Genomic DNA, 25,541 nt, shown 5'->3' on the forward strand with positions numbered 1-25,541 from the left:
CCAATGACTTTTCGTTTCCTGACAACCAGCGCCCTGTCGCTGACGCTGGCCGGCGCGCTGCCGATGGCTGCGTCGGCGCAATCGGTCGAACCGATCACCATCGTCATCAACCAGTCGCCATGGCTGCCCGGTTTTCAGGCCGTGGTCGAGCTTTACGAAGAAACCACCGGCAATACCGTTGATCTGGACGTGAACCCCTTTGCCGGGAGCCTTGAAAAGCAGCGGACCGCGGTGCGCGCGGACGAAAGCCCCTTTGACATTCTGATTATGAACGCCGGCTTCTTTACCGAGTTCTACTCGGGCGGGTTCATGCAGCCCCTGCAAGAAATCGACGCCAGCTTTGCCCTGTCCGAAGACATTTATACCTTTGACGACAGCGTATGCTGGAACGCCGAGGCCAAGACGATCACCTGCGATGGCGGTGCCCTCTTGACCGTGCCGGTCAACCCGAACGTTCTGATCATGCACTATCGTCAGGATCTTTATGACGAAGCCGGGCTGAAGGCCCCCGCCACCTGGGACGAACTCTACGAAAACGCCAAGGCATTGCAGACAAACCGGCGCTACGGGATCTCACAGCGCGGTCAGCGCGGTGCCTTTGACGTGACCTATGACGTCTTCCCCTACATCTGGTCGCATGGCGGCGGGATCGTCGACCAAAAGGACGACGGCAGCTTTGTCATCTCGATGAATGCACAGGGCACCTTTGACGGGATGCAGACCTACCTGAAACTGGCAAAAGAGGTCGGCCATCCTTCCACCGCGGGCCAGACGCAGACCAACGTGATCCAGAACATGGCCACCGGCCGCGCGGCGCATATCAATTCGGTGCCTGCACCTGGCCTGTTCGATGACCCGAACCAGTCGGCCGTTGTCGGCCTTGTCGCCTATGCCCCGCCGCCGGGAACCAAGGACCACCCCTCGACCACGCCGCTGGGTCACTGGCTGGCGGGCGTGCCGCGCAACATCGATCCCGAGCAGCAGAAAGCCGCGCTTGCCTTCCTTACATGGTTCCAGACCGACGAGGCCCAGCGCGCCTATGCGCAGGCCGGTTCGATGCCGGTCAGCCGCGCCGTGCTGGAGTCGGAAATGGCCGACATGCCCGAATACCGCTGGATGAAGGCCATGGCCCAGGCGCTGCCCAACGCGCGATTGACCTTCACCTTCCCCGAAGCTTCGCAAGTGCTGGCCATCACCGAATTGCGCCTGAACCAGGCCATCGGCGGCGAACTGGAACTGAACGAGGCGCTGAATATGGCGGCGTCGGAAATCGCCAAGGTCATGACCGACGCGGGACACGACTTCCAAAGCCTCGCCCCCCTGCCCTGATCCTCCCCGGCGGCCCGTTTCGGCGGGTCGCCACCTTTCTCCTCAAGACCGGATTGGAGCCCTCCATGCGCTCTGACGCATTCTGGCGGTATGCAACCCTGTTGCCCGCGATCCTCTTCTTTGTCCTGCTGACCTTTCTGCCGCTGGGCAATCTGGTGGCGCTCAGCTTTCACCACGTCGAATGGGCCAACAGCAAGGCCATCTGGGACTGGGTCGGGATGAAGAATTACACCGACCTGCCGCAAGATAACCTTTTGCGCGCCGGCATCCTGAACACGATCATCTTTGCCGTGGTCGCCGTGGCCCTGCAAATGATCATCGGCTTTTTCCTTGCTCTTTGGACAACCCGCGTCACCCGGGGCCGGGTGTTCTATCGGACCGTGTTTATCCTGCCCATCCTTGTGCCGGGCATCATCATCGGCGCGATCTGGAAACTGATGTATTCCTATGATTTCGGCGTCATCAACGCCGCCTTGGGTGTGTTCGGACTGGGCCCGGTCGACTGGCTCGGCAATCCCAACCTCGCGCTTTTGTCCGTCATCATCGTCGATGTCTGGCACTGGACACCGTTTTGCTTTCTGTTGCTCTTGGCCGGGCTGGAATCCTTGCCCAAGGACGTCTTCGAAGCCGCCCGCGTGGATGGCGCGAAAGACGGCCAGATCCTGCGCTACATCACCCTGCCGCTGATGCTGCCTACGCTGATCGTGACCTTCGTCTTCCGCATGATCCTGGCGTTCAAGGTCTTTGACGAGATCTACCTGCTGACCGGCGGCGGTCCCGGCACCTCGACCGAAGTCATCAGCTACACGATTTACCGCCGTTTCTTCACCGAAGATCAGACCGGCTATGGCGCGGCCATGTCGATCGCCGTCATCGTTCTGATTGCCGTCATGATCATCACCGCGACCCGCGCCACCACACGGAAAGGCGACACCGCATGAGCGACCTGACCCGCACCCGCCGCAGCGCGCTTGGGCAACATGCCTTGCTGCTGCTCTTTACCCTGATCGTGCTGTTCCCCTTTGCATGGATCATCCTGTCGGCTTTCAAGACCCAGATCGACCTGCTGATGGGGCGTGTCTTCTTCACGCCAAACCTTTTGGGGTTCGAAAACGTGATCTTCGACAAGACGTCGGACTTCGTGACCAATTTCACCAACTCGATGGTGATCGGGCTGGCCAGCACGGTGTTGGTGCTGATCGTGTCGACCCTTGCGGCCTTTTCGCTGTACCGGCTGCAATGGCCGTCCTGGGTGCTGCATTCGCTGCTGGGGTGGTCGGTGATCTTTCATATGGTGCCGCCGATCACGCTTGCCGGGGCATGGTTCACGATGTTCCGCTCGGTGGGACTGGACAACACCTATTCCGGGATCATCCTCGCCCATACCACGCTGCACCTGCCGATGGCACTGTGGATGATGGGGGTCTTTATCCGCGACGTGCCGCGTGAACTGGTCGATGCGGCGCTGATCGACGGCGCCAAGGTGCCGCAGACCCTGTGGTACGTGGTTCTGCCCATCATTCGCCCCGGGCTGGCCGCGACAGGCATTCTGACCTTCATCTTCAGCTGGAACGAATTTCCGGTGGCCCTTGTGCTGAGCCAGCGTCAGACGGCCACCGTGCCGCTGGGGATCGGGCGCTATGCCCAGGAAAACACCATTGCCTTCACCGAGATGGCCGCGGCCTCGACCCTGTCGATCCTGCCCGCCTTCGTGCTGTTGCTGATCGCCCAGCGGTTCATCGTCAGCGGTCTCACCTCTGGTGCCGTGAAATAAGGACGCCCGACATGAAAACCATCTTTGTCCTCTTCGACAGCCTGAACCGCCACATGCTGTCCCCCTATGGCGGCACCCGGATCCCGACGCCCAATTTCGACAGGCTCGCCGCGCGCTCTGCCACCTTTGACAAACACTATGTCGGCTCGATGCCCTGCATGCCGGCGCGCCGGGATCTGCTGACCGGGCGGCTCAGCTTTTTGCATCGCAGCTGGGGCCCGCTAGAGCCGTTCGACAATGCCTTCCCCGAAATCCTCGCCCGCGAGAAAGGGGTCTACAGCCATCTTGTGACCGATCACTTCCACTATTTCGAAGACGGAGGTGCCACCTACCACAACCGCTATGACAGCTTCGATTTTGTCCGCGGACAGGAAGGCGACCGCTGGAAGGCCATGGTTCAACCCCATTGGGATCGCCTGCGCGAAAAATACCACGACGCGCAATTCAGCGCCCAGCGCCGCGACTACAAGTCCCAGAACATGATCAATCGCGAATTCATCCGCGCCGAAGAAGACTTCCCCTCGGTACAGGTCTTTGACGCCGGGATGCGTTTCATCGACGCCAACAAGGACGCGGACAACTGGGTTCTGCAAATCGAAACCTTCGATCCGCATGAACCCTTCCATGCGCCAGAGCGGTTCAAGACCCCTTTCGACACCGGTTGGACCGGTGGCATCCGCGACTGGCCCCGCTATGGCCGCGTCGATGAACTGCCCGAGGAATGCGAGGAACTGCGCGCGAATTATTATGCAACCGTTGCGCTGTGCGATGATCTGCTGGGCCGGCTGCTGGACCAGATGGACCGCGAAGAGATGTGGGACGACACGATCCTGATCGTCACAACGGACCACGGCTTTCTCCTCGGCGAACATGACTTCTGGGCCAAGAACCGCATGAACATCTACGAGGAGATCGCGCATATCCCGCTGTTCATCCACGACCCGCGCCGCCCGGCGGCGGATGGCGCGCGTGTGGATGCCTTGACCCAGACCAGCGACATCGCGCCCACAATGCTGGACATCTACGGCGCGGAGGTTCCCAGCGAAGTCACCGCTCAATCGCTGCTGCCGCTGCTGGACGGCGGCACTTCGAGCTATGACGCGGTGCTGTTCGGGTACTTCGGCGGCGCGGTGAACATCACAGACGGGCGGCACAGCTATCACCGCTATCCACCAGACCTGCAAACGCAGGACATTTACCAGTACACGCTGATGCCGACCAACATCAACGAACTGTTCCCGGTGGCAGAATTGGCCGGGGCAGAGCTTTCCGGACCCTTTGCCTTTACCAAAGGCGCGCCGCTGTTGAAGGTGCCGGTGCGTCCCGGTTCGGCCATGTCGCGCAACTATGGCCCGGACTGCTTCATCGAAGATGACACCCGGCTTTACGATCTGATCGCCGATCCGGGCCAAGAGGCCCCGCTTGACGCGCCCGAAATCGAAACGCGGCTGGCTGCGCAGATGGCTCGGATGATGACAGATCTGGGCGCGCCCGACGAAGCCTTTGCCCGGCTGGGGCTGGACGCTGACGGGATCGTGGCATCGTGACCCCGCCCCTGCCCAAGTTCAATAGGACGCGGCTGCCCGGACTGGTGGGCGACATGCGGCAACTGGCCTCTGTCCGGCAAGTGATCCTTCAGGACGGGGCCGAGGCCGGGCAACGCGCCTTGGTGTTTTCCACCGGCGGCGGGCTGGATTTCTGGGTGCTGCAAGACCGCAGCATGGATGTTGGCCTGCTGCAATGGCGGGGTATGCCGGTGGCGTGGCTACACCCGGCCGGTTTCCGGGCTCCGTCGCTGCACAATCCGCATGACGCGGGGGGCACGGGGGTCGAAAACTCTCTGGGTGGGTTCATGGTGACATGCGGGCTGGACAATGTGCGCCAACCGCGTGACGGCATGCCCCTGCATGGCACCCTGCCCTATACCCCCGCCCGCCTGCTGTCCTGCGGCGAGGATTGGGGGGCATCGACGCCCTGCCTGTTTGCCGAGGCCGAGATGACCGCCGCCCACCTCGGTCGCCATGCGCTGCGCCTGACCCGCCGGATCGAGGCACCGATCGCGCAGGGCCGTCTGACCGTCACCGACCGGGTCGAAAACATCGGTCCCGCGCCTGCCGAGATGCGAATTCTGTACCATGTCAATTTCGGCTTTCCCGCCGTGGGCGACGGCACACGCGTTGCCCTGAACGGTCAGGGGCTGGAAATCCGCGAAGACGAACCGCGCGCCGTCTGCCATTCTTCGGGAACTTCGGCAGAATTCCGGGCAGAGCTGCACCGCCCGCCCGACGGCCCATGGCCCGGCTTTTCCGCGCGCATCAGCGGCGAAACCGCCGCCCTGCCCCATTTCCAGCTTTGGCGCGACGCACGTCCCCGACGCAACGTTCTGGCGTTGGAACCGGTCAACTGCGACCGCAATCCCGACGGCACCAGCGGCCCCGGCACGATGCTGGAACCGGGCCAGACCTGGGACAGCCGCCTGACCTTCGACTTCGATCCATCCCCCAAGCCCCAAAGCCACTGAGGAGCACGCCCATGGCCACCGTATCGCTGAAAGGCGTCAACAAATCCTTCGGCAACGTCGATGTCATCAAAGACATCGACCTGGAAATCGCCGAGGGTGAATTCGTCGTCCTGATCGGCCCGTCCGGCTGCGGCAAGTCCACCTTGCTGCGCATGATCGCAGGTCTGGAAACCATTTCCTCGGGCGAATTGCTGATCGACGGTCAGCGCATGAACGATGTCTCGCCCAGAGATCGCGGCATCTCGATGGTGTTTCAATCCTACGCGCTGTACCCGCATATGACCGTGGCGCAGAACATGGCCTTTTCGCTGAAACTGGCGGGCGCGCCCGAGCAGGAAAAAACGACAAAAGTCGCCCGCGCGGCAGAGGTTCTTGGGCTTGGTCCTTATCTGGACCGTTTCCCGCGCCAGCTGTCAGGCGGTCAGCGGCAGAGGGTTGCAATGGGACGGGCGCTGGTCCGCGAACCCAGCGCCTTTCTGTTCGACGAACCCTTGTCCAATCTCGACGCCAAACTGCGGGTCAAGATGCGGGCGGAACTGAAGGAACTGCATCAGACGCTGGGGACGACAACGATCTATGTCACCCACGACCAGATCGAAGCCATGACCCTTGCCGACCGCATCGTCGTGCTGCGGGATGGCCGGATCGAACAGGTTGGCACGCCGCTGGAACTTTATGACAACCCGGCCAATGCCTTTGTCGGAACCTTCCTTGGATCGCCGTCGATGAACCTGTTTGCCGCGGATGTCCTGCCAGAGGACCCTCGCTGCCTGCGTCTGGCCGATGGTGACCGGATCACACTGGCCGAACCGACCGCGCGGCGGGGCGCGGTATCGGTCGGCATTCGTCCCGAAAGCTTTCGCCTTGTCGATGCGGGGACGGAAAATGCCCTGGCGGCGGATGTGATCGTTGTCGAACCCACCGGCTCGATGACAGAAATCGTCCTGCGCAAGAACGGGCATGACTTCGTGGCCACCTTTCCCGACCGGGTCAACCTGCGGCCGGGACAGCCGGTGCATCTGTCAGTTGACCCGCAAAACCTGCGCGTGTTCGAGACCGGGCCAGCAAGCCAGGGCCGCCCGGACGGGGCCTGATCAGGGTTCCATGAGGCTCAGCGTGGCACCAATTGCACGCTGACCTCTCCGAACCCGTCGACCTTGGCCTGAACCGCTGCATCGCCCGGGAACCAAGGCAGGCCGCACAGCGATCCGGTGATGACATGCTGCCCCACTTGCAAACCACCGCAATGCTCGCCCAGGTGGTCCAGGCAAAGGCGCAGGTTGGCAAGTGCCGACCCGCCGCCGGGGACATCCGCGGCTCCGTCAAGGATGACCCGCCCTGCCCCTGTCATTCGGGCCTGCACGGTGCCGATATCGGCCCCGTCCCAACCGTCCAGAACCGGCCCAAGAACCAAACCGTCGCTCAACTGCATGTCGGCCAGCTTTTGCAACGGGTCCAGCGACTCGCCGGCAAAGCGCGTATCGACCAGTTCCATCACAAGGCGCGGACGGAACATCTCGGCCAGCGGGGCGTCGGCCAGCGGGCGCATCAATTCAAAGGCGATTTCCAGCTCGACACCGGCCTGCGCAAAGGACGGCACCTCTGCGCCGTTGCCATAGACACGGGACGCCGGGATCGGAGCCACGACAGGGGCACCCTCGGGAACCGGGCCAACTTTGAAACCGGCAACCGCCCCCAGATGGCGCTGAACCTCGGACTGGATGGCAAGCGCCTCTGCGTGGGTCGGCACCTCGGCCGGTGGCGCGACCTGCACGCCCTTGGCCCGAGCCGCTGTCAGGGTCCGGGAATAGAGGTCAATCAGTTCAGAGCGCATGGCGAAGTCCTTTGCAGCGCGGAAAGAATGCCACCTCCTACCCCGCGACCGACCGCAGGTCGAGCGGCTGACGAATTGCGGAACCGGCTCTGGAAACACCGGAGGTCCCTTGACGCCCCCGCACAGGAATGCGACCCCTTGCGCGTTGCGACAGGGGCGCTCGGGCAACCGGGCTGAGACGAACCCTTAGAACCTGAACCGGATAATGCCGGCGGAGGGAGGCGCGCGAAATGTTCGGGCGCTGCCCCGCCGTTTCACGACTCTCCATCCTGCCCGCGTGCAAGAGGAGATTGCCGTGAACACCCCCGCAGACCATCTGGCCCGGATGCGCGAGACTGCGCCGCTGGTGCAGAACATCACCAATTACGTCGCCATGAACGTTATGGCCAACGTGCTGCTGGCTTCGGGTGCGTCGCCCGCCATGGTCCATACACGCGAAGAGGCAGCAGACTTCGCCGGGATCGCTTCGGCGCTGACCGTGAACATCGGCACACTGTCCCCGGATTGGGTCGTTTCGATGCAAGAGGCCGCGCAGGCGGCCAATGACGCGGGCAAGCCTTGGGTGCTGGACCCGGTGGCCGTCGGCGCGACAGCCTATCGAAGGGAAGTCGGTCCAACGCTTGTTGCGCTGCGGCCGACTGTGATCCGGGGCAACGCCTCGGAAATCCTTGCCCTCTCCGGGGTTGCCGCCGCGGGACGGGGTGCGGATGCCGCCGATACGGTCGACACTGCCGAAGCTGCGGCGCGCCACCTGGCATCGGCGCATGACGCCGTAGTTGCCGTGACCGGCGCCGTGGATTTCGTGACCGATGGCCAAAAGGAGGCGCGTGTCGCCAATGGTCATGCGCTGATGCCGCGTGTGACCGCGCTTGGTTGTTCGCTGACCGGAGTTGTTGGGGCTTTCGTCGCGGGCCAGGATCCTTTTGATGCCACGGTTGCGGCATTGGCTTATTACGGGATCGCCGGCGAAGTGGCCGCGCAAGAGGCCAGCGGACCGGGATCTTTCCAAGTGGCATTTCTGGACGCGTTGTACGCCCTGACGCCCCAAGACGTCAGGGCCAATGCCCGGATCACCACATGATCCCCTGCCTTTGTTTCATAACCGACGCCGGGGCGGATGCGCCCGTCGCCGAACAGGCCATCGCCGCGGCGCGGGGCGGCGCGGGCTGGATCCAGTTGCGGGACAAAACCATGCCGGACGCCGAATTCGCCGGCCTGGCACGCCAGTTGATGCCCGTGCTGCGCGCCGAGGGCGCGGAACTGGTCATCAATGACCGGGTCGAGGTGGCCATCGCGCTGAATGCCCCCGCCCTGCACATCGGGCAAGGGGACGGTAATCCCGCCGAGATCCGCAAGCGCCTGCCACCGGGCTGTATCCTCGGCCTTTCGGTGGAAAACGAAAGCCAGCTTGCACAGGTGCCGGAGGGTGTCGACTACCTTGGTGTCGGGCCACTGCGGGCGACCTCTTCGAAACCGGACCATGCGCCGCCCATCGGACTGGACGGCTTTGCCCGCATCGCGGGCCAAAGCCGCCTGCCCTGCCTCGCCATCGGCGGCCTTGCGGCGCGGGACGCATGGGCCGTCAAGGCGGCGGGCGGCGCGGGTCTGGCGGTGGTCTCTGCGATCTCGCGCAGCGCGGACATGACCGCTGCAACCCGGGACATCCTCAAGGCATGGAGCGACGCATGATCCCCAACATCCTCTCGATTGCCGGATCAGACAGTTCCGGCGGCGCAGGCATTCAGGCCGATATCAAGGCGATTTCGGCCAATGGCGGCTATGCGATGACAGCGATCACCGCGCTGACCGCGCAGAACACGCAGGGCGTGACGGCGGTGCATCTGTGTCCTCCGCAGATCCTGCGCGCGCAGATCGACGCCGTCCGTGCGGACCTGCGTATCGACGCGGTCAAGATCGGGATGCTGGGCGACGCGGATATCATCCGCTGCGTGGCCGAGGCCCTTTCCGGAGTGGCCTGCCCGATCGCGCTGGACCCGGTGATGGTGGCCAAGGGCGGCGACAGGCTTTTGGCCGCCGAGGCCGTGAGCGCATTGCGAACCGATCTGTTCCCGCTGGCCACGCTGATCACGCCCAACCTGCCCGAAGCCGCCGACCTGCTGGACGTTCCCGAGGCCCGTTCCCGGGAGCAGATGCTGGATCAGGCGCGCGCGCTGCTGGCGCTTGGGCCGCAGGCGGTGCTGCTGAAAGGCGGTCATCTGGACGGCGAAATCTGCCCCGATGTCCTGATCACGGCAGAGGGCGAACATTGGCTGACCGCGCCGCGCGTGGCCACGCGTAACACCCATGGGACCGGATGCACCCTGTCCTCTGCCGTCGCGACAGGGCTGGGCGCGGGCCTGTCGCTGCCCGAGGCCGTTGCTGCGGCCAAGGCCTATATCACCGCCGCGATCCGCGCCGCCGACCGGTTGGATGTCGGCACAGGCCACGGCCCCGTTCATCATTTTCACGCCCTCAAGGAAACCCGGACATGACTTTCACCACCGAACTCGCCAACAGGACGACCGACCTGCGCCGCCAGATCCACCAGATGCCGTTCAACCGCAGCCTCGCCGAAGGCAGCCTGCCCAAGCCGGTTTTTCAGGGCTATGTCATTCAGGATGCGCATTACCTCGAAGGTTTTGCGCGGGCGCTGTCGCTTGCCGCGGCCAAGGCACCGGACGCGGAATCTGTCGCGCAACTGGCGGGTTCCGCTGCCGGGGCCATCGCGGTCGAACGGGAATTGCATAGCCATTACATGGGCCTGTTCGGCATCAGCGCGGCACAGTTCGAAGCGGCCGAGGTCTCTGCCGCCTGCGATCACTATGTCTCGTTCCTGCTGCGGATGACCGGGCTGGGCGACTTTGGCGAAGCGATCGCCGCGCTGTTGCCCTGCTTCTGGATCTATCGCGACATCGGCAAGGAGATCGCTGCGCAGACGGACGCCGCCAATCCCTACATCGCATGGATCGACACCTATTCCAGCGATGCCTTCGACCACAGCGTGCAACGGATGCTGGACCTGACGGACCGTGTCGGCGCGCTGACGAACGAGGCCGGGCGGCAGCGCATGCACCGAGCGTTCGAACGCAGCTGCTGGCATGAATGGCACTTCTGGGACAGCGCGTGGCACCAGCGGCACTGGGCCATGCCGGGCACGGAAATCGGGGCAGAGCGCCGTGAAGCTTCTCAAGCGTAACGCCAAGTCGGGTCTTGTCATTCTCGCGGGCGTGCCAAAGACTGCCGCCACGACAGGACTGGATAAGTCACAAAAACACAGGGAACACACAATGAAGAAGACATTTGCTCTTTCCTTGATGGGTGCATTGCTGGCCACCACCATGCCGCTGGCCGCCGAGACGCTGCGCTGGGCGCGCGCCGGCGACGCGCTGACGCTGGACCCGCACGCCCAGAACGAAGGCCCGACCCACACCATCCGTCACCAGATGTACGAACCGCTGATCATCCGCGACGTGACCGGCGCTTTCGAGGCTGCGCTGGCCACCGAATGGGCTCCGAAAGAGGGCGATCCGAACGTCTGGGTGTTCAAGCTGCGCGAAGGCGTGAAATTCCATGACGGTGCGGATTTTACCGCCGAAGACGTGGTGTTTTCCTTCGAGCGCGCCAAACAGCCCAATTCGGACATGAAAGAGCTGATCGGCTCTATCACCGAGGTGCGTGCGGTCGATGACTATACCGTCGAAATGGTCACCGATGGCCCGAACCCGATCCTGCCGTCGAACCTGACCAACCTGTTCATCATTGACAAAGGCTGGACCGAGGCGAACGAGACCGTCAACGTGCAGGACTTTGAAGGCGGCGAGATCACCTACGCCACCACCAACGTCAACGGCACCGGCCCGTACAAGCTGCAAAGCCGCGAGCCCGACGTTAAGACCGTCATGGTGCGCAACGACGCCTACTGGGGCGCGGACATGTTCCCGCTGGAAGTGACGGAAATCGTCTATACACCGATCCAGAACGCCGCGACCCGGGTGGCGGCCATGCTGTCGGGCGAGGTGGACTTTCTTCAGGACATGCCGGTTCAGGATCTTCAGCGCGTCAATGGGGCCGATGGCCTTGTGGTCAAGCAGGCCCCGCAGAACCGCGTGATCTTTTTCGGCATGAACATGGGCGCCGAAGACATCGAAGCTGACAACATCGACGGAAAGAACCCGCTGGCCGATGTGCGCGTCCGCAAGGCCATGTCGATGGCGATCAACCGCGATGCGATCAAGCAGGTCGTGATGCGCGGCCAGTCGATCCCCGCCGGCATGATCGCCCCGCCCTTCGTCAACGGATGGACCGCCGAGATGGACGCGGAATCCAAAACCGACATCGAAGGCGCCAAGGCGCTGCTGGCCGAGGCAGGCTATGCCGATGGTTTCTCGATCCGGCTGGATTGCCCGAACGACCGCTACATCAACGACGAGGCGATCTGTCAGGCCGCTGTCGGCATGCTGGGCCAGATCGGCATCACGGTGAACCTCGACGCCAAACCCAAGGCGCAGCACTTCCCGCTGATCACCGACAGCAAGACCGATTTCTACATGCTGGGCTGGGGCGTTCCGACCTATGACTCGGAATACATCTTCAACTTCCTCGTGCATGGCCGCGAAAGCGATATCGGCACCTGGAACGGCACCGGCTATGACAACGACGAGATCGACGCCAAGATCAAGTCGCTGGCCTCGAACACCGATCTGGACGCGCGGAACGCGGACATCGCCGCCATCTGGCGCGTGGTGCAGGATGAACAGCTGTACATCCCGATCCACCACCAGGTGCTGAATTGGGGCATGGCCGAGAAATTCGGCATCGAGGTCGATCCCGAGGACCAGCCCAAGGTCAAATACTTCACGATCAACTGAATATGATCCGCGCGTCTTTCTGGCGCGCGGCAATTCATGCATTATTTACCCCGCGAACACCGCGCCGGTGCAAACCGGCGCGGCCTCAACGGGAAGGAAACCCCATGCGACACCTGATCCTGTCAGCGGCGCTGGCCGCGGCCTGTGGCTCTGTTGCCCAAGCAGAAGACTTCAAGTGGGCGGTCACGACCGATCCCCAGACAATGGACCCGCACGCGGTCAACTCGACCCCGGTGCTGGGCTTTCTGAACAATGTCTACGAAGGCCTTGTGCGCCGCGGCAAGGACATGAGCGTCGAGCCTGCGCTGGCCACGTCATGGGAACCGATCGGCGATGGCGAAGGCTGGCGGTTCAAGCTGCGCGAGGGGGTCACCTTTCACGACGGCAGCACCTTTGACGCGCAGGACGTTCTGTTTTCCTACCAGCGCGCCTCCAGCGAAGAAGCAGACACGCGCAGCTGGTTTGCTCCGATTTCCGACGTGATCGTCGTCGACGATTACACGGTCGATTTCATGACCACCTCGCCCAACCCGCTTTTCCCCTCGTCCATCGCAAACTGGATGATCTTGGACAGCGGATGGGCCGAGGCCAATTCTGCCACCCGCCCCGACAAGGAAAGCGGTAACTACGCCACGATCAACGCCAATGGCACTGGCGCCTTCCGTGTCACCGCGCGTGAGCCAGGCCTGCGCACCGTGCTGGAGCCGTTCGACGGCTGGTGGGACGAGGCCGAACACAATATCACCCGCGCCGAGTTGACCCCGATCCAGAACCCGGCCACCGCGCTGGCCGCGCTGTTGTCAGGCGATGTGGATTTCATCAACCCGGTGCCGATTCAGGATGTTGCCCGCCTGGCGCAAAACCCCGACGTGACGGTTGTGCAGGGGATCGAGGCGCGGGTCATCATGCTGGGCTTTCCGCATGAAGCCGAGGCGCTGAAATATTCCGCCGAAACCACGGACGCCAACCCCTTTGCCGATCCTCGTGTCCGGCAGGCTGCCGCCCATGCAATCAACGTTCCGGCGATCCTGCAAACCATCATGCGCGGCAATGCCCAACCGGTGAACCAGTTGGTCAGCGCAGCGATGAGCGGCTATTCCGAGGCGCTGCCCCCCGCCCCCGCATTTGATCAGGACAAGGCCCGCGCCCTGCTGGCCGAGGCCGGCTATCCGGACGGGTTCTCCTTTGGTCTGAAATGTCCGAACAATCGTTACCTGAACGACGAAGCCATCTGTCAGGCGATCACCGGGATGCTTGCGCAGGTCGGCATGCGCGCCACTCTGGACGCGATGCCTGTCAATAATTACTGGCCGGAACTGCGGGCCGACAATTACGACATGTACCTGCTTGGCTGGTCGCCGGGCACGCTGGACGCGGAACACCCGATCCGGTTCCTTGTGGCGACGCCGAACGAGGAAAAGAAGCTGGGCAGCTGGAACTTTGGCGGGTATTCCAACGCCCGCATCGACGAGCTGCTGCCCCAGATCCAGTCAGAAATCGACCCGGCCAAGCGGCAAGCGATGCTGGATGAGGTCGCCCAGATCATGACGGACGAACAGGCCTATGTGCCGCTTTACGTTCAGCCGCTGGTCTGGGGCACCCGAAGCAATATCGAACTGACACAGCGCCCGGACAACTTCTTCATCCTGCGCTGGGTGACCGTGAACTAACTTCAGGCAGGGGCCGCCCCGCGCGGCCCCCACCCAACAAAAACGGGGGCGTGATGCTCGCATTCATCATCCGGCGCGTGGGACAGTCGATCCTTGTCCTGCTGGTCGTGGGACTAGTCGCTTTTTCGATGTTCAATTTCGTCGGCGACCCGATCGACAACATGCTGGGACAGGAACGTACCGCCGAGGATATCGCCCGGCTGCGTGAACAGCTTGGTCTGGATCGGCCATTCGTCGTCCAGTACGTGAAATTCCTGCAAGAAGCGATCCAAGGCAATTTCGGGGTCAGTTACCGTCAGGGCCGTCCGGTGACGGACATCCTGCTGGAACGCGCGCCCGCCACGCTGGAACTGGCGCTGGTGTCCGGCGTTCTGGCGATCATCTTTGGCATCGCCCTTGGCGTTTTCACAGCGATCCGGCGCAATGGCGTTCTGGCCAATTTCATCATGTCCGCCTCGCTGATCGGAGTGTCGCTGCCGACCTTTCTGATCGGCATCCTGCTGATCTATGTCTTTTCGGTCGAACTGGGCTGGCTGCCCAGTTTCGGACGCGGCGAAGTGGTGGACCTTGGCGGTTGGAAAACCGGGTTCCTGACGGCAAGTGGGCTGAAGGCCCTGATCCTGCCCTCGATCACTCTCGGTCTCTACCAGATGACGCTGATCATGCGCCTCGTGCGGTCCGAGATGCTGGAGGTGCTGCGGCAGGATTACATCCGCTTTGCCCGCGCCCGGGGCCTGCGGAATCGCGCGGTCAACTTCCGCCACGCGCTCAAGAACACGATGGTGCCCGTCATCACCGTCATCGGCCTGCAACTGGGAGCCATCATCGCCTTTGCGATCATCACCGAAACGGTGTTTCAATGGCCCGGCGTCGGATTGCTGTTCATCAACGCGATCCAGTTCGTCGACATCCCCGTGATGGCCGCCTACCTGATGCTGATCTCTGTCATGTTCGTCGGGATCAACCTGCTGGTGGACATCCTTTATTTCTTCATCGATCCGCGCCTGCGCGCTGACCGCTCGGGAGGCCACTGATGAGCGATACCCCCCTCGCCCCCCCGCCCAAGTCGCGCCTGCGCCTCGCGCTGGAAAGCGACGTGTTCTACACTTTCCGCCGCTCGCCGGTGGCCGTGATCTCGGCACTGGTGGTTCTGGTGCTGGTGCTGTCGGCGCTCTTTGCGCCGCTGATCGCGCCGACCAATCCCTTTGACCCGGCCTCGCTGAACCTGATGAATGGTTTTACACCGCCGATGTCGCCAAATGCCTTTACCAGCGACACCTTCCTTATGGGCACCGACGATCAGGGGCGCGACGTCTTTTCAACCATTCTCTACGGGATGCGGATTTCGCTTTTCGTGGGGGTTTCGGCCGTGGCCTTTGCCATGATCCTTGGCATCACGCTGGGGCTGATTTCGGGCTATGTCGGCGGTTGGGTCGAAACGATCATCATGCGCACCGCCGACGTTCAGCTGACCTTTCCGTCGATCCTTGTTGCCATGCTGATTTTTGGCATCGCCAAGGGCGTCACCCCGGTGGAATACCGTGACCAGATGGCGATCTGGGTCCTGATCCTTGCCATCGGCCTGTCCGACTGGGTGCAATTCGCCCGGGTCGTCCGCGGCGCGACACTGGTGGAAAAGAACAAGGAATACGTGCAGGCGGCGCGCCTGATCGGGCGGCGGCCCGGGGCCATCATGCTGCGGCACATCCTGCCAAATGTGCTGTCGCCTGTACTGGTTATCGCCACGATCAGCCTTGCACTGGCAATCATCGCCGAGGCAACGCTCAGCTTTCTTGGCGTCGGGGCACCGCCCACGCAGCCTTCGCTGGGCACGCTGATCCGGATCGGTCAGGGTTTCCTGTTCTCGGGTGAGTGGTGGATCCTGTTCTTCCCCGCCTGCACGCTGCTTGCGCTGGCGCTTTCGGTCAACCTGCTGGGCGACTGGCTGCGTGACGCCCTGAACCCGAGGCTTCGCTGATGGCAAAAACCGTTCTTTCCATCCGCAATCTCTGCGTCGAGATTCCGACGCGCCATGGCATCCTGAAACCCGTGGACAACGTCAGCTATGACATTGCCGAGGGCGAGATCCTTGGTGTCGTGGGGGAATCCGGCGCCGGCAAATCCATGGCCGGCAACGCGGTGATCGATCTGCTGACGCCGCCCGCGCATATCGCCAGCGGCGAAATCTGGCTGAATGGCAAGCGCATCGACCAACTCAAGGGCGACGCGATGCGTCGCCTGCGCGGCAAGGAAATCGGCATGGTCTTTCAGGACCCGCTGACCTCTTTGAACCCGCTGCTCAGGATCGGCGATCAGCTGGTGGAAACCATGCTGACGCATCTGGACATCAGCGAGCGTGAGGCCCGCAGCCGCGCGGTCAAGGCGCTGGAAGAGGTGGGCATTCCCGGCGCGGCCGAACGTGTGAACAGCTATCCGCACGAGTTTTCCGGCGGGATGCGGCAGCGCGTCGTGATCGCGCTGGCACTTTGTGCCGAGCCAAGCCTGATCATCGCGGACGAGCCGACCACCGCGCTGGACGTGTCTGTGCAGGCGCAGATCATCGCACTGCTGAAACGGCTGTGCCATGAACGCGGCACGGCCGTCATGCTGATCACTCACGACATGGGCGTGATCGCCGAGGCGACGGACCGTGTGGCTGTGATGTATGCGGGCCGGTTGGCAGAGCTTGGCCCGGTGCGCAACGTGCTGACGCGCCCGCATCACCCCTATACCCACGGGCTGATGGCTTCCACGCCCCTGGCTTCGGCGGGCAAGGCACGGCTGCATCAGATCCCCGGCGCGATGCCGCGGCTGGATGCGGTACCGAACGGCTGCGCCTTTAACCCGCGCTGCCCGCGCGCCACTGACAAATGCCGCCAGCCTCCGCCGCCCAGGGTGGACGACGGCAAGGCGGCCTGCTGGCACCCCATGAACCATGATGTCGAAGAAGAGGCCCTGTAATGGCGCTGGTCAAAGTCGATAATCTCAGCCGCGTCTTCGATGTGTCCAAGCCCTGGCTGAACCGGGTGATCGAACGGCGCGAAAAGGCCTATCTGACCGCCGTCTCGGAAGTGGATTTCGAGGTAGAGCCGCAGACCACCTATGCGCTGGTGGGCGAATCCGGCTCTGGCAAATCAACCATCGGAAAGATGCTGGTAGGTCTGCTGCGCCCCAGTGATGGCGCGGTCGAAATCGAAGGCGTTGATCTGGCAAACGAGCAGGACGCCGCCAAGGTCGACAAGATCCGCGCCGACATTCAGATGATCTTTCAGGATCCCTTTGCCTCGCTCAATCCGCGCTGGCGGGTCAAGGACATCATCGTGGAACCGGTGGCCGCGCGTGGCGGCGAAACCGAAGGTCTGGCCGAGCGTCTGCTGGAACAGGTGGGTCTGTCGGTCAAGGACGCGGGCAAGTTCCCGCACGAGTTCTCTGGCGGTCAACGGCAGCGGATCTGCATCGCGCGGGCGCTGGCCTCGGATCCGCGATTGATCGTCTGTGACGAACCGACCTCGGCGCTGGATGTGTCGGTGCAGGCGCAGGTTTTGAACCTGATGAGCGACCTGAAAGACGAATTCGGTCTGACCTATGTCTTCATCAGCCACGACCTGACGGTTGTGCGCCACATGGCCGACCGGATCGGCGTGCTTTACCTTGGCCGACTGGTCGAAGAGGCCACCCCGGAGGAACTGTTCGAGACCCCCAAACATCCCTACACGCAGATGTTGCTGGAGGCAGCGCCGCGCATGGATGGCTTTGGGCGCGAGGTGACCCCTCCCGAGGGCGAAATACCGGACCCGATCAATCCGCCGCCCGGTTGCGCCTTTCACCCGCGTTGTCCGATAGCCGAGGCCCGGTGCAAGACGGAACGCCCCGAGATGCGCAAATTGGGCGGGGCGCGTGTGGCCTGCCACCTGGCTGGATGAACAGGGGCCTGCGCCGATCGCGGCGCAGGTCAAGGGTGTGGCAGTGTCCCGCGGAACCGTTCCCGCGTGCAGCCTTTCCTTTGCATAAGTGTCGCGGGGCGTATAGGAACGTTCCTATAAGATGAAACCGCCCTTTTCGGCGGCCTCATCCCCCTGACACATGGACAGGCGTCCTTTGCCCAAGACACTCGGAACATGACCAAGAACCGCAGACCGACCATCATCGACGTTGCCCGCGAAGCCGGCGTGTCCAAGTCCACGGTCAGCCTTGTCCTGCGCAACAGCGCCTCTGTCCGCAAGGAAACCCGGGATCAGGTGCGCGAGGCGATGGCCAGCCTTGGGTATGTCTACAACCGCAACGCCGCGCAGATGCGGACCTCGAATACGGGACTTGTCGGGTTGGTCATCAATGACCTGCGTAACCCGTTCTTCACCGAATTCGCGATCTCGCTGCAAATGGCGTTGGCGGAACAGGGCTATTCCACTGTGGTCGCAAACACCGATGAAACCCCGGACCTACAGGCGCAGGTCGTCGGCTCGATGATCGAACATGGTGTCTCGGCCTTTATCATCTGCCCGGCCTATGGCGACAATTGCGCCACGTTTGACCCGATTGCACGTGCCGACATTCCGGCGATGCAGGTTCTGCGCAAAGTCGACGACCGTCTGTCGCTGTTCCCCTTCCACGCGCCCGAATACCTCAAGGGCAGCCGCGAAGCGACACGCCACTTGCTGGACATGGGAGCGCGCAGGATCGCCTTTGCCGGCGGTCTGGAAGGCCGATCCGTTACCGAGGAGCGCAAGCGCGGCTATTTCGACGTCTTGCAAGACACCGGCATGACGCCGCTGGTTCTGACCGGGCGGTCGAGCCGTGATTTCGGGCGCGCACTGGCCCACCGGATCACACGGGATCACCCGGACGTGGACGCCGCGATCTGCTTTAACGATCTTGTCGCACTTGGCATGATCTCGGGCTTTCTGGAACTGGGCCGCGAGGTCGGCAAAGATTTCCGGCTGGTAGGGTTCGATGACATTCAGGATGCCGCGCAATCTTACCCGGCGCTGTCCTCGGTCCGCTGCGACATCGCCCGTATCGGCTCGGAAGTGGCGGAACTGGTGGTGCGCTGGCTGACCGACGGGCAAAAGCCAGCCGCAGAGATGCGGACGCCTGTCACCCTGTCGATCCGTCAATCCAGCACCGGCGTGAAACCCGCGTAACGCTCACGCGGAGCGACGACCGGGATCCTGATCATAGACTCCACCGGTCAGCCACGCCGGCCAATCGCGTTCAAAGACCGATTTCGCGGTTTCATCAAAGGAGCGGTTGGCACAGGACCGGACCAGCATTGCCTCTCCTGCCATGTTCAGCACGATCTGTTCGGCCTTGTCCTGATCGCGTTCAGCGCGGAAACGGTAGGCGTCCAGCGGCCCGCCACGGGACTGCGGCACGCCTTCGCCCGCCGGGTCACAGATGGCGCGCGCGCCACGGCTGCCGCCACCCGCTGAAACATAATGGTCCAAGGCGGTCAGGACCGCTTCGGACACCAGTGCCATGTGCCGCCATTGCAGGGCGCGGGCGACCTCGGCATCGCGGCCAAACCCGACACCTTTGTCGCGAATGCGAGCGTTCAGCGCTCGGGCTTCGGCCAGCGCCTGCGCGATCTCGTCCGGGGTACACAGGATGCCGGCATAGTCGCTCATCCGCGCCTGAACCTCGGCCCGGATGCTGCGGGGATCAAGCGCGCTGTCGGCGTTCAAGACGCCGGCGACCTGCTGAATAGCGCGGCGCAGCGCATCGGACTGATCGGCATGGTCCGCAGTCTCCGCGCGCCCGCTGGCGGCGATATGTTCTGCCGCCCGCGCGCCAAAGACTTGCCCCGCGTTCAGCGCAGACCCGCCCGGACGGGTCACGCCATGCGTGCCCGCGGCCTCTCCCACCGCGTAGACGCCCGCCAGAGACGAACGGCCCCAGCTATCTACACCGATACCGCCATTCATGTGCTGGTTGTTCACCGCGAATTCCAACGGCTCGGCGGCTATGTCCATCTTGTAGCGCCGATACAGTTCGATCGAGAGCGGGTTCATGTGGCGCAGCCGGTCGATGGGCATCACGTGATCCGCCTCGGCGTCACGCAGATAGGCCGCCACATCATCGTCCAGCCGATCCATGCTGAAATCCTGATCCCCGGGCACCGGCAGGGGATTGCGATTGAAATCCATAAACACACGCCGGCCAGCCTGCGTTTCGCGGAAGATTGCCAGATCCACAAGGCTGGAGCCGAAATCCAGCATCCGCGTCGCATGGAATGGCCATTGATAACCCTTGCGAAAGATATTCGACGCCAGCTCTTGCGTGGTGCGATAATAGTCCGCGAGGAAATGATGTTCCTGCCCCTCGGCATCGACCGAGTAAATATGCGGCATCGCCTGCACATAGGTGCCCGACAGGTTCCAGGGAAAGCCCTCGCGTCGCGTGCCAATGCCGAACTGGCTTTCGGTCAGATTGACCAGTTCGATCCCCGCATCCAGCGCCAGCCCGAGCGAGCCGAAACAACCGTTGGGAAAAACGCTGTCCCGGTACAGCTCCCCCGGTCCGCCTCCGGCCAGCACCACGGCCCCGCACAGATACAGCGCAAGCCCCAGGGGGTTGTCTGCACTGCGGTCCCGCGGGCGCACGGCCAGCACTCCGGTGGCGCGGCGGTCTGCCGCCTCGCCCTCGGTCAGGAGTTGCACGGCGGTCGTCTGGTTGAAAAATGGGATCTGAAGGCGGATCGCCTCTTGCGCCAGCACTTTGACCATCAGCCGGGAGGTGCGCGGCCCGCAACTTGTGGCGCGACCGGTTTCGTCGTGGTCGGTCTTGTACCGTAGGGTTGCGCCAAAGCGATCCTGCGGCAGAGGCAGCCCAAGGAATTGCAGCGAAGCCATGGCGCGGGGCGAACCGACGGCCTCGATATAGGCGGTATCCTCGTCCATCGCCCCGCCTGCCCGCAAGGCGCGGGCCATGGCCTGATAGTCATCGCCATGGTCAGCGGTGTTGGCAGTGTGCAGGGTCTGCTTGTCCGAACCGGAACAGGCCGAAGTCCCGCCCCACGCGCTTTGGCTGATGATCGTTACTTGCCCGCCCCGGCGCCGCAGTTCCACCGCCGCGCGCAGACCCGCCGCCCCACTGCCGACCACCACGCACCCCGTGCGATGCACCGGGATCACCTGCCCTTCCACGGTGACCGTTTCGGTCATTTCCGGTTCCGGGGACAAGCGCGGCATATCCACATCGGTCAGCGCGTCAAGGATCTCTTTCGGGATGGCATGTGTCACGGGCGGGTCTTTCGTCTTGTCAGGTGGACGCGCGCATCAGCGAACCAGCGCGGCGGGCAAGGTCGTGAGTTGGGGCACAAGGATCAGCAGGGCCAGAACCACCAGCATCACGCCAAAGATCTTGGCCATCTCGGCAAAGGCCTGATGCATCCCGATCTTGGCAATCGCCGAGGCAATCAGCAGGCACAGCCCATAGGGCGGCGTGACCAGTCCAAGCGACAGGCTGACACAGGCCACGATGCCGTATTGAACCGGATCAATGCCCGAAGCAGCGACCGCTGGCAGGAACAGCGGGCCGATGATGATGATGATGACCAACGCATCAAGGAACAGGCCCAGCACAAGGCAAACCAGCGCAATCCCGGTCAGCAAGACCAGCGGCGAATCCACACCCGTCAATGCCCCGGCGATTGCCTGCGGCACGCCGTAATAGGTCAACAGCCACGCGAACAGGCCAGCCGATCCAAGGCAGAACAGGGACAGGGACACCAGCTTGGCGCTGTTTATGAGTTCCGCCCAGAAGGCGCGCGGCGTCAGGTCCAGATAGACGAAAAAGCCGATGATCAGAGCATAGACCACCGCCAGGACAGAGGCCTCTGTCGGGGTGGCGATGCCGAACATGATGCCGCCGATCAGGATCAGGGGCAGCAACATGCCGGGCGCGGCTGCCAGAAAGGCGGCGCGCCGTTCGGCCTTGGGGGCCTTTTCATGCGCCCCGGACAGACCGTTGCGATGGCACCAGAACAGGATGTAGGCGACCTGAGACACGGCGATCAGGATGCCGGGTATGATGCCTGCGGCGAACAACTGGGCGACCGAGGTATTTGTCACCGCGCCCCAGACGACCAAGGTGATGCTGGGGGGAATGATGGTGCCCAGGACCGAGGACGCGGCCGTAATGGCCACGGAGAACGGTGCCGAAAACCCTTTGGACCGCATGGCCGGGATCAGTACGGATCCGACGCCGGCGGTATCGGCCGTGGACGACCCCGAGACACCGGCAAAAAGCATGCTGACAAAGACGTTCACATGGGCGATGCCGCCTCGGATATGACCGACGCGGGCATCGGCGTAACGGATCAGCCGCTCGGTCACGCCGGAGGCGTTCATCAGGTTGCCCGCCAGCAGGAAGAACGGCACCGCCAGCAGCACGAAACTGTCGAGCGAGTTGTAGATGCGCTGCGCCAAAAGGATCTCGGCCAGGCGCGGTTCCATCAGGATTGGCGGGATGGTGGCGAGGATCAGGCAGAAAGCGATCGGCACGCCAAGAAAAATTGTCACCGCAAACACGATGAACATCAGGAGAACGGGGTCCATGGATCAGTCCTCCTGGTCCGGGGAATTCGGGTCGGTGGCTTGGGCACCGGTCAACAGGTCCACCATGCGGGCCAAGGCGCCCAGCAGGATCAGAACCGCGCCGACCAACAGGGCCGAATAGACCCATGCGGCGGGCAGACCGGACACCTGACTGACACGGTTCATTCCGCGCGAAGCAAAGGGGATGGCCGAATACAGCAGGTAGGCCCCGCCAATCAGCATCCCGGTGGCGCCGATCCAGTCGAACAGGCGCCCAAGTGGTTTTTCGAGGACGGCCAACCGAAAGTGGGTGCCCTCGAAAGTGGCCCAGCCAGCGCCGAGCATCACAAGCCAGACAAGAAGACCGCGCGAGATCTCTTCGGTCCACAGGAGCGAAGGCAACGCGGGGAGGTATCGCGAGGCCGCCTGGTAGAACACCAGCATGCCCAGCACCAGAAGCAGGAGGGCGCAAAGCGTGCCCATCAGCTTCCGGAAGAGTTCAGACCAGAAACGCACGACGCGGCCCTCCTGCTGGCTTGAGATTATTCAGCGCGGATTTTTTCGACCATCTCGGTCAGGCCGAGCTTGGCAAGCACGCTTTCCGTTGCCGGGGCAACCTTGGCGACGATGGCGGCCTTGTCGACATCGACCAGCGTCATGCCGTGGGTTTCCGCCAGTTCGCGGCGGCTTTCGGCGTCGACGTCATGTTCCAGCTGGCGCTGATAGGCCGCCGCTTCGGCAATGGCCTGACGCAGGGCTTCCTGATGTTCGGGCGGGAAGCCTTCGAAGCGCATCTTGTTGAAGACCAGCGGGCGGGTGACGATTTCATGCTCGGTCAGGACATAGTTGGTGGCCTGCTCGTAGAACTTCATCCGCAGAACCCATTCCGGCTCGTTTTCCAGCGCGTCGAGAACGTTCAGCTGAAGGGCGTTGTAGATTTCGCCATAAGCGATGACCGTCGGGTTGGCACCGATCGCCTTCCAGGATTCCACCAGCAACGGGCTGGCGTGCAGGCGCATCTTCATGCCGCCAAGATCGGTGGCATCGGAAACCTCGGGTTTGGCCACGAGGTTGCGGACCGACCCACCGAAGTAATCCATGACCAGAACATCGCTGCGCGCGCTGGTCATTTCGGCCAGTTCCGTGCCAAGATCGCCGGTCAGCGACGCCTGCCAGTGGTCGAAATCGCGGAAGAGGAAAGGCACGGACAGCACCTGAACCTCGGGCACGAAATCCGCGATTACGCTGGGAACCGCCGGGTAGATGTCGATCTGGCCATTGGCGACCTGTTCGAACATTTCGACATTGCTGCCCAACTGGCCGTCCGGGTAGATCTTGACGGTCATTTCACCGTCGGTCAGCTCTTCCAGCCGCTTGGCGAAGAATTCAAAGCCACGCCCCTGTGCGGTTTCGATCGGGCCGACAAGGGCCGCGATGATTTCCTCGGCCGAGCTGGCCGCGGGAACAAGGGCCACGCCAAGCGCCATGGCGCTGGCAAAAAGATGTTTACAGAAAGTCATGTGATCTCCTCCTGAACCTTTTAGGGATCCTGCGCCTTGCGACGCCTGTGATTTCACCGGGTGTCCCGGTCCGCGGGCAGGGCAAACAGCCTGCCGCTTGAAATTCCGTTTTGCCCGCCGTGGCGCCCCTTGGGCGCCCTCTCCTCGACGGGGCTTTGCCTCCATCCCGTTCCGCCGGTCGCCCGCGGCCCCAAGGCCAGCGAGTCACCCTGTCGCGGAAACTTTGGAACGTTCCATGTCACCTATTTCAGCGGCCCCTCCCTGTCAACTGACCTGTGTTTACCGATGCGTGAGACCCGGTGAACCGCTAGGTGTCACCGTCATGCCGCAACGCCTTTCTTGAGCATTTCCCGGGTGATAATCATGCGTTGGACCTGATTGGTGCCTTCGTAGATCTGGCAGATCTTGGCGTCGCGATAGAGCCGTTCAACCTCGAATCCCCGGATGTAGCCGGAACCACCAAAGATCTGCACGGCATCTGCGGTCCGTTGTACGACCATGTCTCCGGCAAAACACTTGGCCATGGAACAGGCGCGGGTTGCGTCCTGCCCGTTGTCCAGCTTGTGCGCGGCGCTGTGGGTCAGCAGGCGGGCGGCCTCGATGTCCTTGGCCATGTCGGCCAGCATCCATTGCACGCCCTGAAACTCGACGACCGGCTGACCGAACTGCTTGCGCTGTGCAGCATATTCCAGCGAGGCTTCCAGCCCGGCCTGCGCGATGCCCACGGCCAGCGCCGCAATGCCAACGCGCCCCTTGTCCAGCACGCTCATCATCATGTGGAAACCGCGCCCTTCGGTGCCCAGAAGGGCCTCGGGCGGCAGCTTTACCTCGTTGAAGTCCAGCCCGCCGATCTGGCTCGCGCGCTGGCCCATCTTGTGTTCCTTCGGTCCCCGCGTCACCCCCGGCGCGTTCAGATCGACGATAAAGATCGACATGCCACGGTGCCCGGCCTCTGGGTCCGTGCGCGCCAGAACCAAGCCCATGTCAGCGATGGGCGCATTGTGAATCCACAGCTTGCCGCCGTTCAGAACCCAGCCATCCCCATCCCGGCGCGCCGTGGTTCGAAGGCTGGACAAATCGGACCCGGCCTCGGCCTCGGTCAGGCAATAGGCCACCCGTTTCCGGGCCGCCATGATGTCAGGCAACCAAGCCGCGCGCTGTTCGGCATCGCCATGTTGCGCCAATAGCGTGCAGATCAATTCCACCATGCCGCATTGGTCCGCCACGCTGGAATAGCCATGCGACAGTTCCTCCATGACCAGCGCATAGCCGGTCACGTCCAGACCGGTGCCCCCCATCTCATCGGGGACGCAGACACCGAAAAGCCCAAGCTCGGCCATCTGGTCAAAGATCTCGGCCGGGAACCGTTCATCGCGGTCCAGTTCCTCGGCCTTGGGGCGGATCACCTCGCGCGAGAATTGGCGGGTCATGTCGCGCACCTGGATGTGCATGTCGGTCAGATACATCGGTCGTCCTTGGTCCTGTCGGCGC

The 25,541-nt window shown here is 63.0% G+C and carries 23 protein-coding genes and 1 riboswitch; of the genes, 17 read left to right on the top strand and 6 right to left on the bottom strand.

Annotated elements, in window-relative coordinates; all coding sequences use genetic code 11:
* The first annotated feature begins 3 nt into the window (after nt 1-3).
* The 6 genes from KJP30_RS19595 (at nt 4) to KJP30_RS19620 (ending at nt 6,718) form a co-directional block, all read left to right on the top strand.
* Nucleotides 4-1,329, top strand: a complete 1,326-nt coding sequence (locus KJP30_RS19595) for an extracellular solute-binding protein (protein WP_218451062.1) — start codon at nt 4-6, stop codon at nt 1,327-1,329.
* Nucleotides 1,330-1,394: 65 nt separating this feature from the next.
* Nucleotides 1,395-2,270: a carbohydrate ABC transporter permease gene (locus KJP30_RS19600; protein WP_218451063.1), complete on the top strand. Its 876-nt coding sequence runs from the start codon at nt 1,395-1,397 to the stop codon at nt 2,268-2,270.
* Complete coding sequence (locus tag KJP30_RS19605; RefSeq protein ID WP_218451064.1) at nt 2,267-3,103, top strand: carbohydrate ABC transporter permease; 837 nt, start codon at nt 2,267-2,269, stop codon at nt 3,101-3,103. Before KJP30_RS19600 ends, KJP30_RS19605 begins: the two co-directional genes overlap by 4 nt.
* A gap of 11 nt (nt 3,104-3,114) precedes the next feature.
* Nucleotides 3,115-4,650, top strand: a complete 1,536-nt coding sequence (locus tag KJP30_RS19610) for a sulfatase (protein WP_218451065.1) — start codon at nt 3,115-3,117, stop codon at nt 4,648-4,650.
* Nucleotides 4,647-5,624 carry a DUF4432 family protein gene (locus KJP30_RS19615; RefSeq protein WP_218451066.1) on the top strand — a complete coding sequence of 326 codons (978 nt, stop codon included), beginning with the start codon at nt 4,647-4,649 and terminating at the stop codon, nt 5,622-5,624. The genes KJP30_RS19610 and KJP30_RS19615 overlap by 4 nt, the downstream gene beginning before the upstream one ends.
* 11 nt (nt 5,625-5,635) lie before the next feature.
* Nucleotides 5,636-6,718, top strand: coding sequence for an ABC transporter ATP-binding protein (locus KJP30_RS19620; RefSeq protein ID WP_218451067.1), 1,083 nt, complete (start codon nt 5,636-5,638; stop codon nt 6,716-6,718).
* Between the two features lie 17 nt (nt 6,719-6,735).
* Here the strand turns inward: KJP30_RS19620 and KJP30_RS19625 are convergent, their stop codons facing one another.
* Nucleotides 6,736-7,458, bottom strand: a complete 723-nt coding sequence (locus KJP30_RS19625; RefSeq protein ID WP_218451068.1) for a hydratase — start codon at nt 7,456-7,458, stop codon at nt 6,736-6,738.
* 142 nt (nt 7,459-7,600) lie between these two features.
* Nucleotides 7,601-7,695, top strand: a riboswitch (TPP riboswitch).
* A gap of 58 nt (nt 7,696-7,753) precedes the next feature.
* Here KJP30_RS19625 and thiM point away from each other — a divergent pair.
* The 11 genes from thiM to KJP30_RS19680 all read left to right on the top strand — a co-directional run bounded on the left by thiM (nt 7,754) and on the right by KJP30_RS19680 (nt 19,137).
* Nucleotides 7,754-8,539: a hydroxyethylthiazole kinase gene (thiM, locus tag KJP30_RS19630; protein ID WP_343222799.1), complete on the top strand. Its 786-nt coding sequence runs from the start codon at nt 7,754-7,756 to the stop codon at nt 8,537-8,539.
* Nucleotides 8,536-9,147 carry a thiamine phosphate synthase gene (gene thiE / locus KJP30_RS19635; protein WP_218451070.1) on the top strand — a complete coding sequence of 204 codons (612 nt, stop codon included), beginning with the start codon at nt 8,536-8,538 and terminating at the stop codon, nt 9,145-9,147. The genes thiM and thiE overlap by 4 nt, the downstream gene beginning before the upstream one ends.
* Nucleotides 9,144-9,950, top strand: a complete 807-nt coding sequence (gene thiD / locus KJP30_RS19640; protein WP_281421436.1) for a bifunctional hydroxymethylpyrimidine kinase/phosphomethylpyrimidine kinase — start codon at nt 9,144-9,146, stop codon at nt 9,948-9,950. The genes thiE and thiD overlap by 4 nt, the downstream gene beginning before the upstream one ends.
* Entirely contained in the window at nt 9,947-10,654 is a 708-nt protein-coding gene (gene tenA / locus KJP30_RS19645) for a thiaminase II (RefSeq protein WP_218451072.1), read from the top strand. The genes thiD and tenA overlap by 4 nt, the downstream gene beginning before the upstream one ends.
* A 91-nt stretch (nt 10,655-10,745) precedes the next feature.
* Nucleotides 10,746-12,326, top strand: coding sequence for an ABC transporter substrate-binding protein (locus KJP30_RS19650; RefSeq protein WP_218451073.1), 1,581 nt, complete (start codon nt 10,746-10,748; stop codon nt 12,324-12,326).
* Between the two features lie 104 nt (nt 12,327-12,430).
* On the top strand, nt 12,431-13,996 hold the full coding sequence (locus tag KJP30_RS19655; RefSeq protein ID WP_218451074.1) for an ABC transporter substrate-binding protein: 1,566 nt from the start codon (nt 12,431-12,433) through the stop codon (nt 13,994-13,996).
* A gap of 53 nt (nt 13,997-14,049) precedes the next feature.
* Nucleotides 14,050-15,030: an ABC transporter permease gene (locus KJP30_RS19660; RefSeq protein WP_218451075.1), complete on the top strand. Its 981-nt coding sequence runs from the start codon at nt 14,050-14,052 to the stop codon at nt 15,028-15,030.
* Complete coding sequence (locus KJP30_RS19665; protein WP_218451076.1) at nt 15,030-15,974, top strand: ABC transporter permease; 945 nt, start codon at nt 15,030-15,032, stop codon at nt 15,972-15,974. The genes KJP30_RS19660 and KJP30_RS19665 overlap by 1 nt, the downstream gene beginning before the upstream one ends.
* Nucleotides 15,974-16,957: an ABC transporter ATP-binding protein gene (locus KJP30_RS19670; protein WP_218451077.1), complete on the top strand. Its 984-nt coding sequence runs from the start codon at nt 15,974-15,976 to the stop codon at nt 16,955-16,957. Before KJP30_RS19665 ends, KJP30_RS19670 begins: the two co-directional genes overlap by 1 nt.
* Complete coding sequence (locus KJP30_RS19675; RefSeq protein ID WP_218451078.1) at nt 16,957-17,919, top strand: ABC transporter ATP-binding protein; 963 nt, start codon at nt 16,957-16,959, stop codon at nt 17,917-17,919. The genes KJP30_RS19670 and KJP30_RS19675 overlap by 1 nt, the downstream gene beginning before the upstream one ends.
* 195 nt (nt 17,920-18,114) lie before the next feature.
* A complete protein-coding gene (locus KJP30_RS19680) occupies nt 18,115-19,137 on the top strand; it encodes a LacI family DNA-binding transcriptional regulator (RefSeq protein WP_218451079.1) in 1,023 nt (340 codons plus the stop codon).
* 3 nt (nt 19,138-19,140) lie between these two features.
* On the opposite strand, the gene KJP30_RS19685 is transcribed toward KJP30_RS19680, so the two are convergent.
* From KJP30_RS19685 to KJP30_RS19705, 5 genes are all read right to left on the bottom strand, one after another.
* Nucleotides 19,141-21,234, bottom strand: coding sequence for an FAD-binding protein (locus tag KJP30_RS19685; RefSeq protein WP_218451080.1), 2,094 nt, complete (start codon nt 21,232-21,234; stop codon nt 19,141-19,143).
* A gap of 36 nt (nt 21,235-21,270) precedes the next feature.
* Nucleotides 21,271-22,551 (bottom strand): TRAP transporter large permease, encoded by a 1,281-nt coding sequence (locus tag KJP30_RS19690; RefSeq protein ID WP_218451081.1) that lies wholly within the window; start codon nt 22,549-22,551, stop codon nt 21,271-21,273.
* A 3-nt stretch (nt 22,552-22,554) separates the two neighbouring features.
* The gene (locus tag KJP30_RS19695; protein ID WP_218451082.1) at nt 22,555-23,046 is read right to left on the bottom strand and encodes a TRAP transporter small permease; all 492 of its coding nucleotides are present in this window, start codon (nt 23,044-23,046) and stop codon (nt 22,555-22,557) included.
* 26 nt (nt 23,047-23,072) lie between these two features.
* Nucleotides 23,073-24,050, bottom strand: coding sequence for a TRAP transporter substrate-binding protein (locus KJP30_RS19700; protein WP_218451083.1), 978 nt, complete (start codon nt 24,048-24,050; stop codon nt 23,073-23,075).
* Between the two features lie 320 nt (nt 24,051-24,370).
* On the bottom strand, nt 24,371-25,516 hold the full coding sequence (locus KJP30_RS19705) for an acyl-CoA dehydrogenase family protein (RefSeq protein ID WP_218451084.1): 1,146 nt from the start codon (nt 25,514-25,516) through the stop codon (nt 24,371-24,373).
* Between the last annotated feature and the right edge of the window lie 25 nt (nt 25,517-25,541).

Source organism: Antarctobacter sediminis, from assembly GCF_019218285.1.
Lineage (GTDB): Bacteria > Pseudomonadota > Alphaproteobacteria > Rhodobacterales > Rhodobacteraceae > Antarctobacter > Antarctobacter sediminis.

Bases quoted from the DNA above. Each gene is read 5' to 3' on its own strand.
- KJP30_RS19600 (WP_218451063.1), top strand. From the start codon at position 1,395: ATGCGCTCTGACGCATTCTGGCGGTATGCAACCCTGTTGCCCGCGATC.
- KJP30_RS19660 (WP_218451075.1), top strand. From the start codon at position 14,050: ATGCTCGCATTCATCATCCGGCGCGTGGGACAGTCGATCCTTGTCCTG.
- KJP30_RS19650 (WP_218451073.1), top strand. From the start codon at position 10,746: ATGAAGAAGACATTTGCTCTTTCCTTGATGGGTGCATTGCTGGCCACC.
- thiE (WP_218451070.1), top strand. From the start codon at position 8,536: ATGATCCCCTGCCTTTGTTTCATAACCGACGCCGGGGCGGATGCGCCC.
- KJP30_RS19665 (WP_218451076.1), top strand. From the start codon at position 15,030: ATGAGCGATACCCCCCTCGCCCCCCCGCCCAAGTCGCGCCTGCGCCTC.
- KJP30_RS19610 (WP_218451065.1), top strand. From the start codon at position 3,115: ATGAAAACCATCTTTGTCCTCTTCGACAGCCTGAACCGCCACATGCTG.
- KJP30_RS19605 (WP_218451064.1), top strand. From the start codon at position 2,267: ATGAGCGACCTGACCCGCACCCGCCGCAGCGCGCTTGGGCAACATGCC.
- KJP30_RS19690 (WP_218451081.1), bottom strand. From the start codon at position 22,551: ATGGACCCCGTTCTCCTGATGTTCATCGTGTTTGCGGTGACAATTTTT.
- KJP30_RS19655 (WP_218451074.1), top strand. From the start codon at position 12,431: ATGCGACACCTGATCCTGTCAGCGGCGCTGGCCGCGGCCTGTGGCTCT.
- KJP30_RS19675 (WP_218451078.1), top strand. From the start codon at position 16,957: ATGGCGCTGGTCAAAGTCGATAATCTCAGCCGCGTCTTCGATGTGTCC.
- KJP30_RS19705 (WP_218451084.1), bottom strand. From the start codon at position 25,516: ATGTATCTGACCGACATGCACATCCAGGTGCGCGACATGACCCGCCAA.
- KJP30_RS19670 (WP_218451077.1), top strand. From the start codon at position 15,974: ATGGCAAAAACCGTTCTTTCCATCCGCAATCTCTGCGTCGAGATTCCG.
- KJP30_RS19595 (WP_218451062.1), top strand. From the start codon at position 4: ATGACTTTTCGTTTCCTGACAACCAGCGCCCTGTCGCTGACGCTGGCC.
- KJP30_RS19620 (WP_218451067.1), top strand. From the start codon at position 5,636: ATGGCCACCGTATCGCTGAAAGGCGTCAACAAATCCTTCGGCAACGTC.
- KJP30_RS19625 (WP_218451068.1), bottom strand. From the start codon at position 7,458: ATGCGCTCTGAACTGATTGACCTCTATTCCCGGACCCTGACAGCGGCT.
- KJP30_RS19700 (WP_218451083.1), bottom strand. From the start codon at position 24,050: ATGACTTTCTGTAAACATCTTTTTGCCAGCGCCATGGCGCTTGGCGTG.
- tenA (WP_218451072.1), top strand. From the start codon at position 9,947: ATGACTTTCACCACCGAACTCGCCAACAGGACGACCGACCTGCGCCGC.
- KJP30_RS19680 (WP_218451079.1), top strand. From the start codon at position 18,115: ATGACCAAGAACCGCAGACCGACCATCATCGACGTTGCCCGCGAAGCC.
- thiD (WP_281421436.1), top strand. From the start codon at position 9,144: ATGATCCCCAACATCCTCTCGATTGCCGGATCAGACAGTTCCGGCGGC.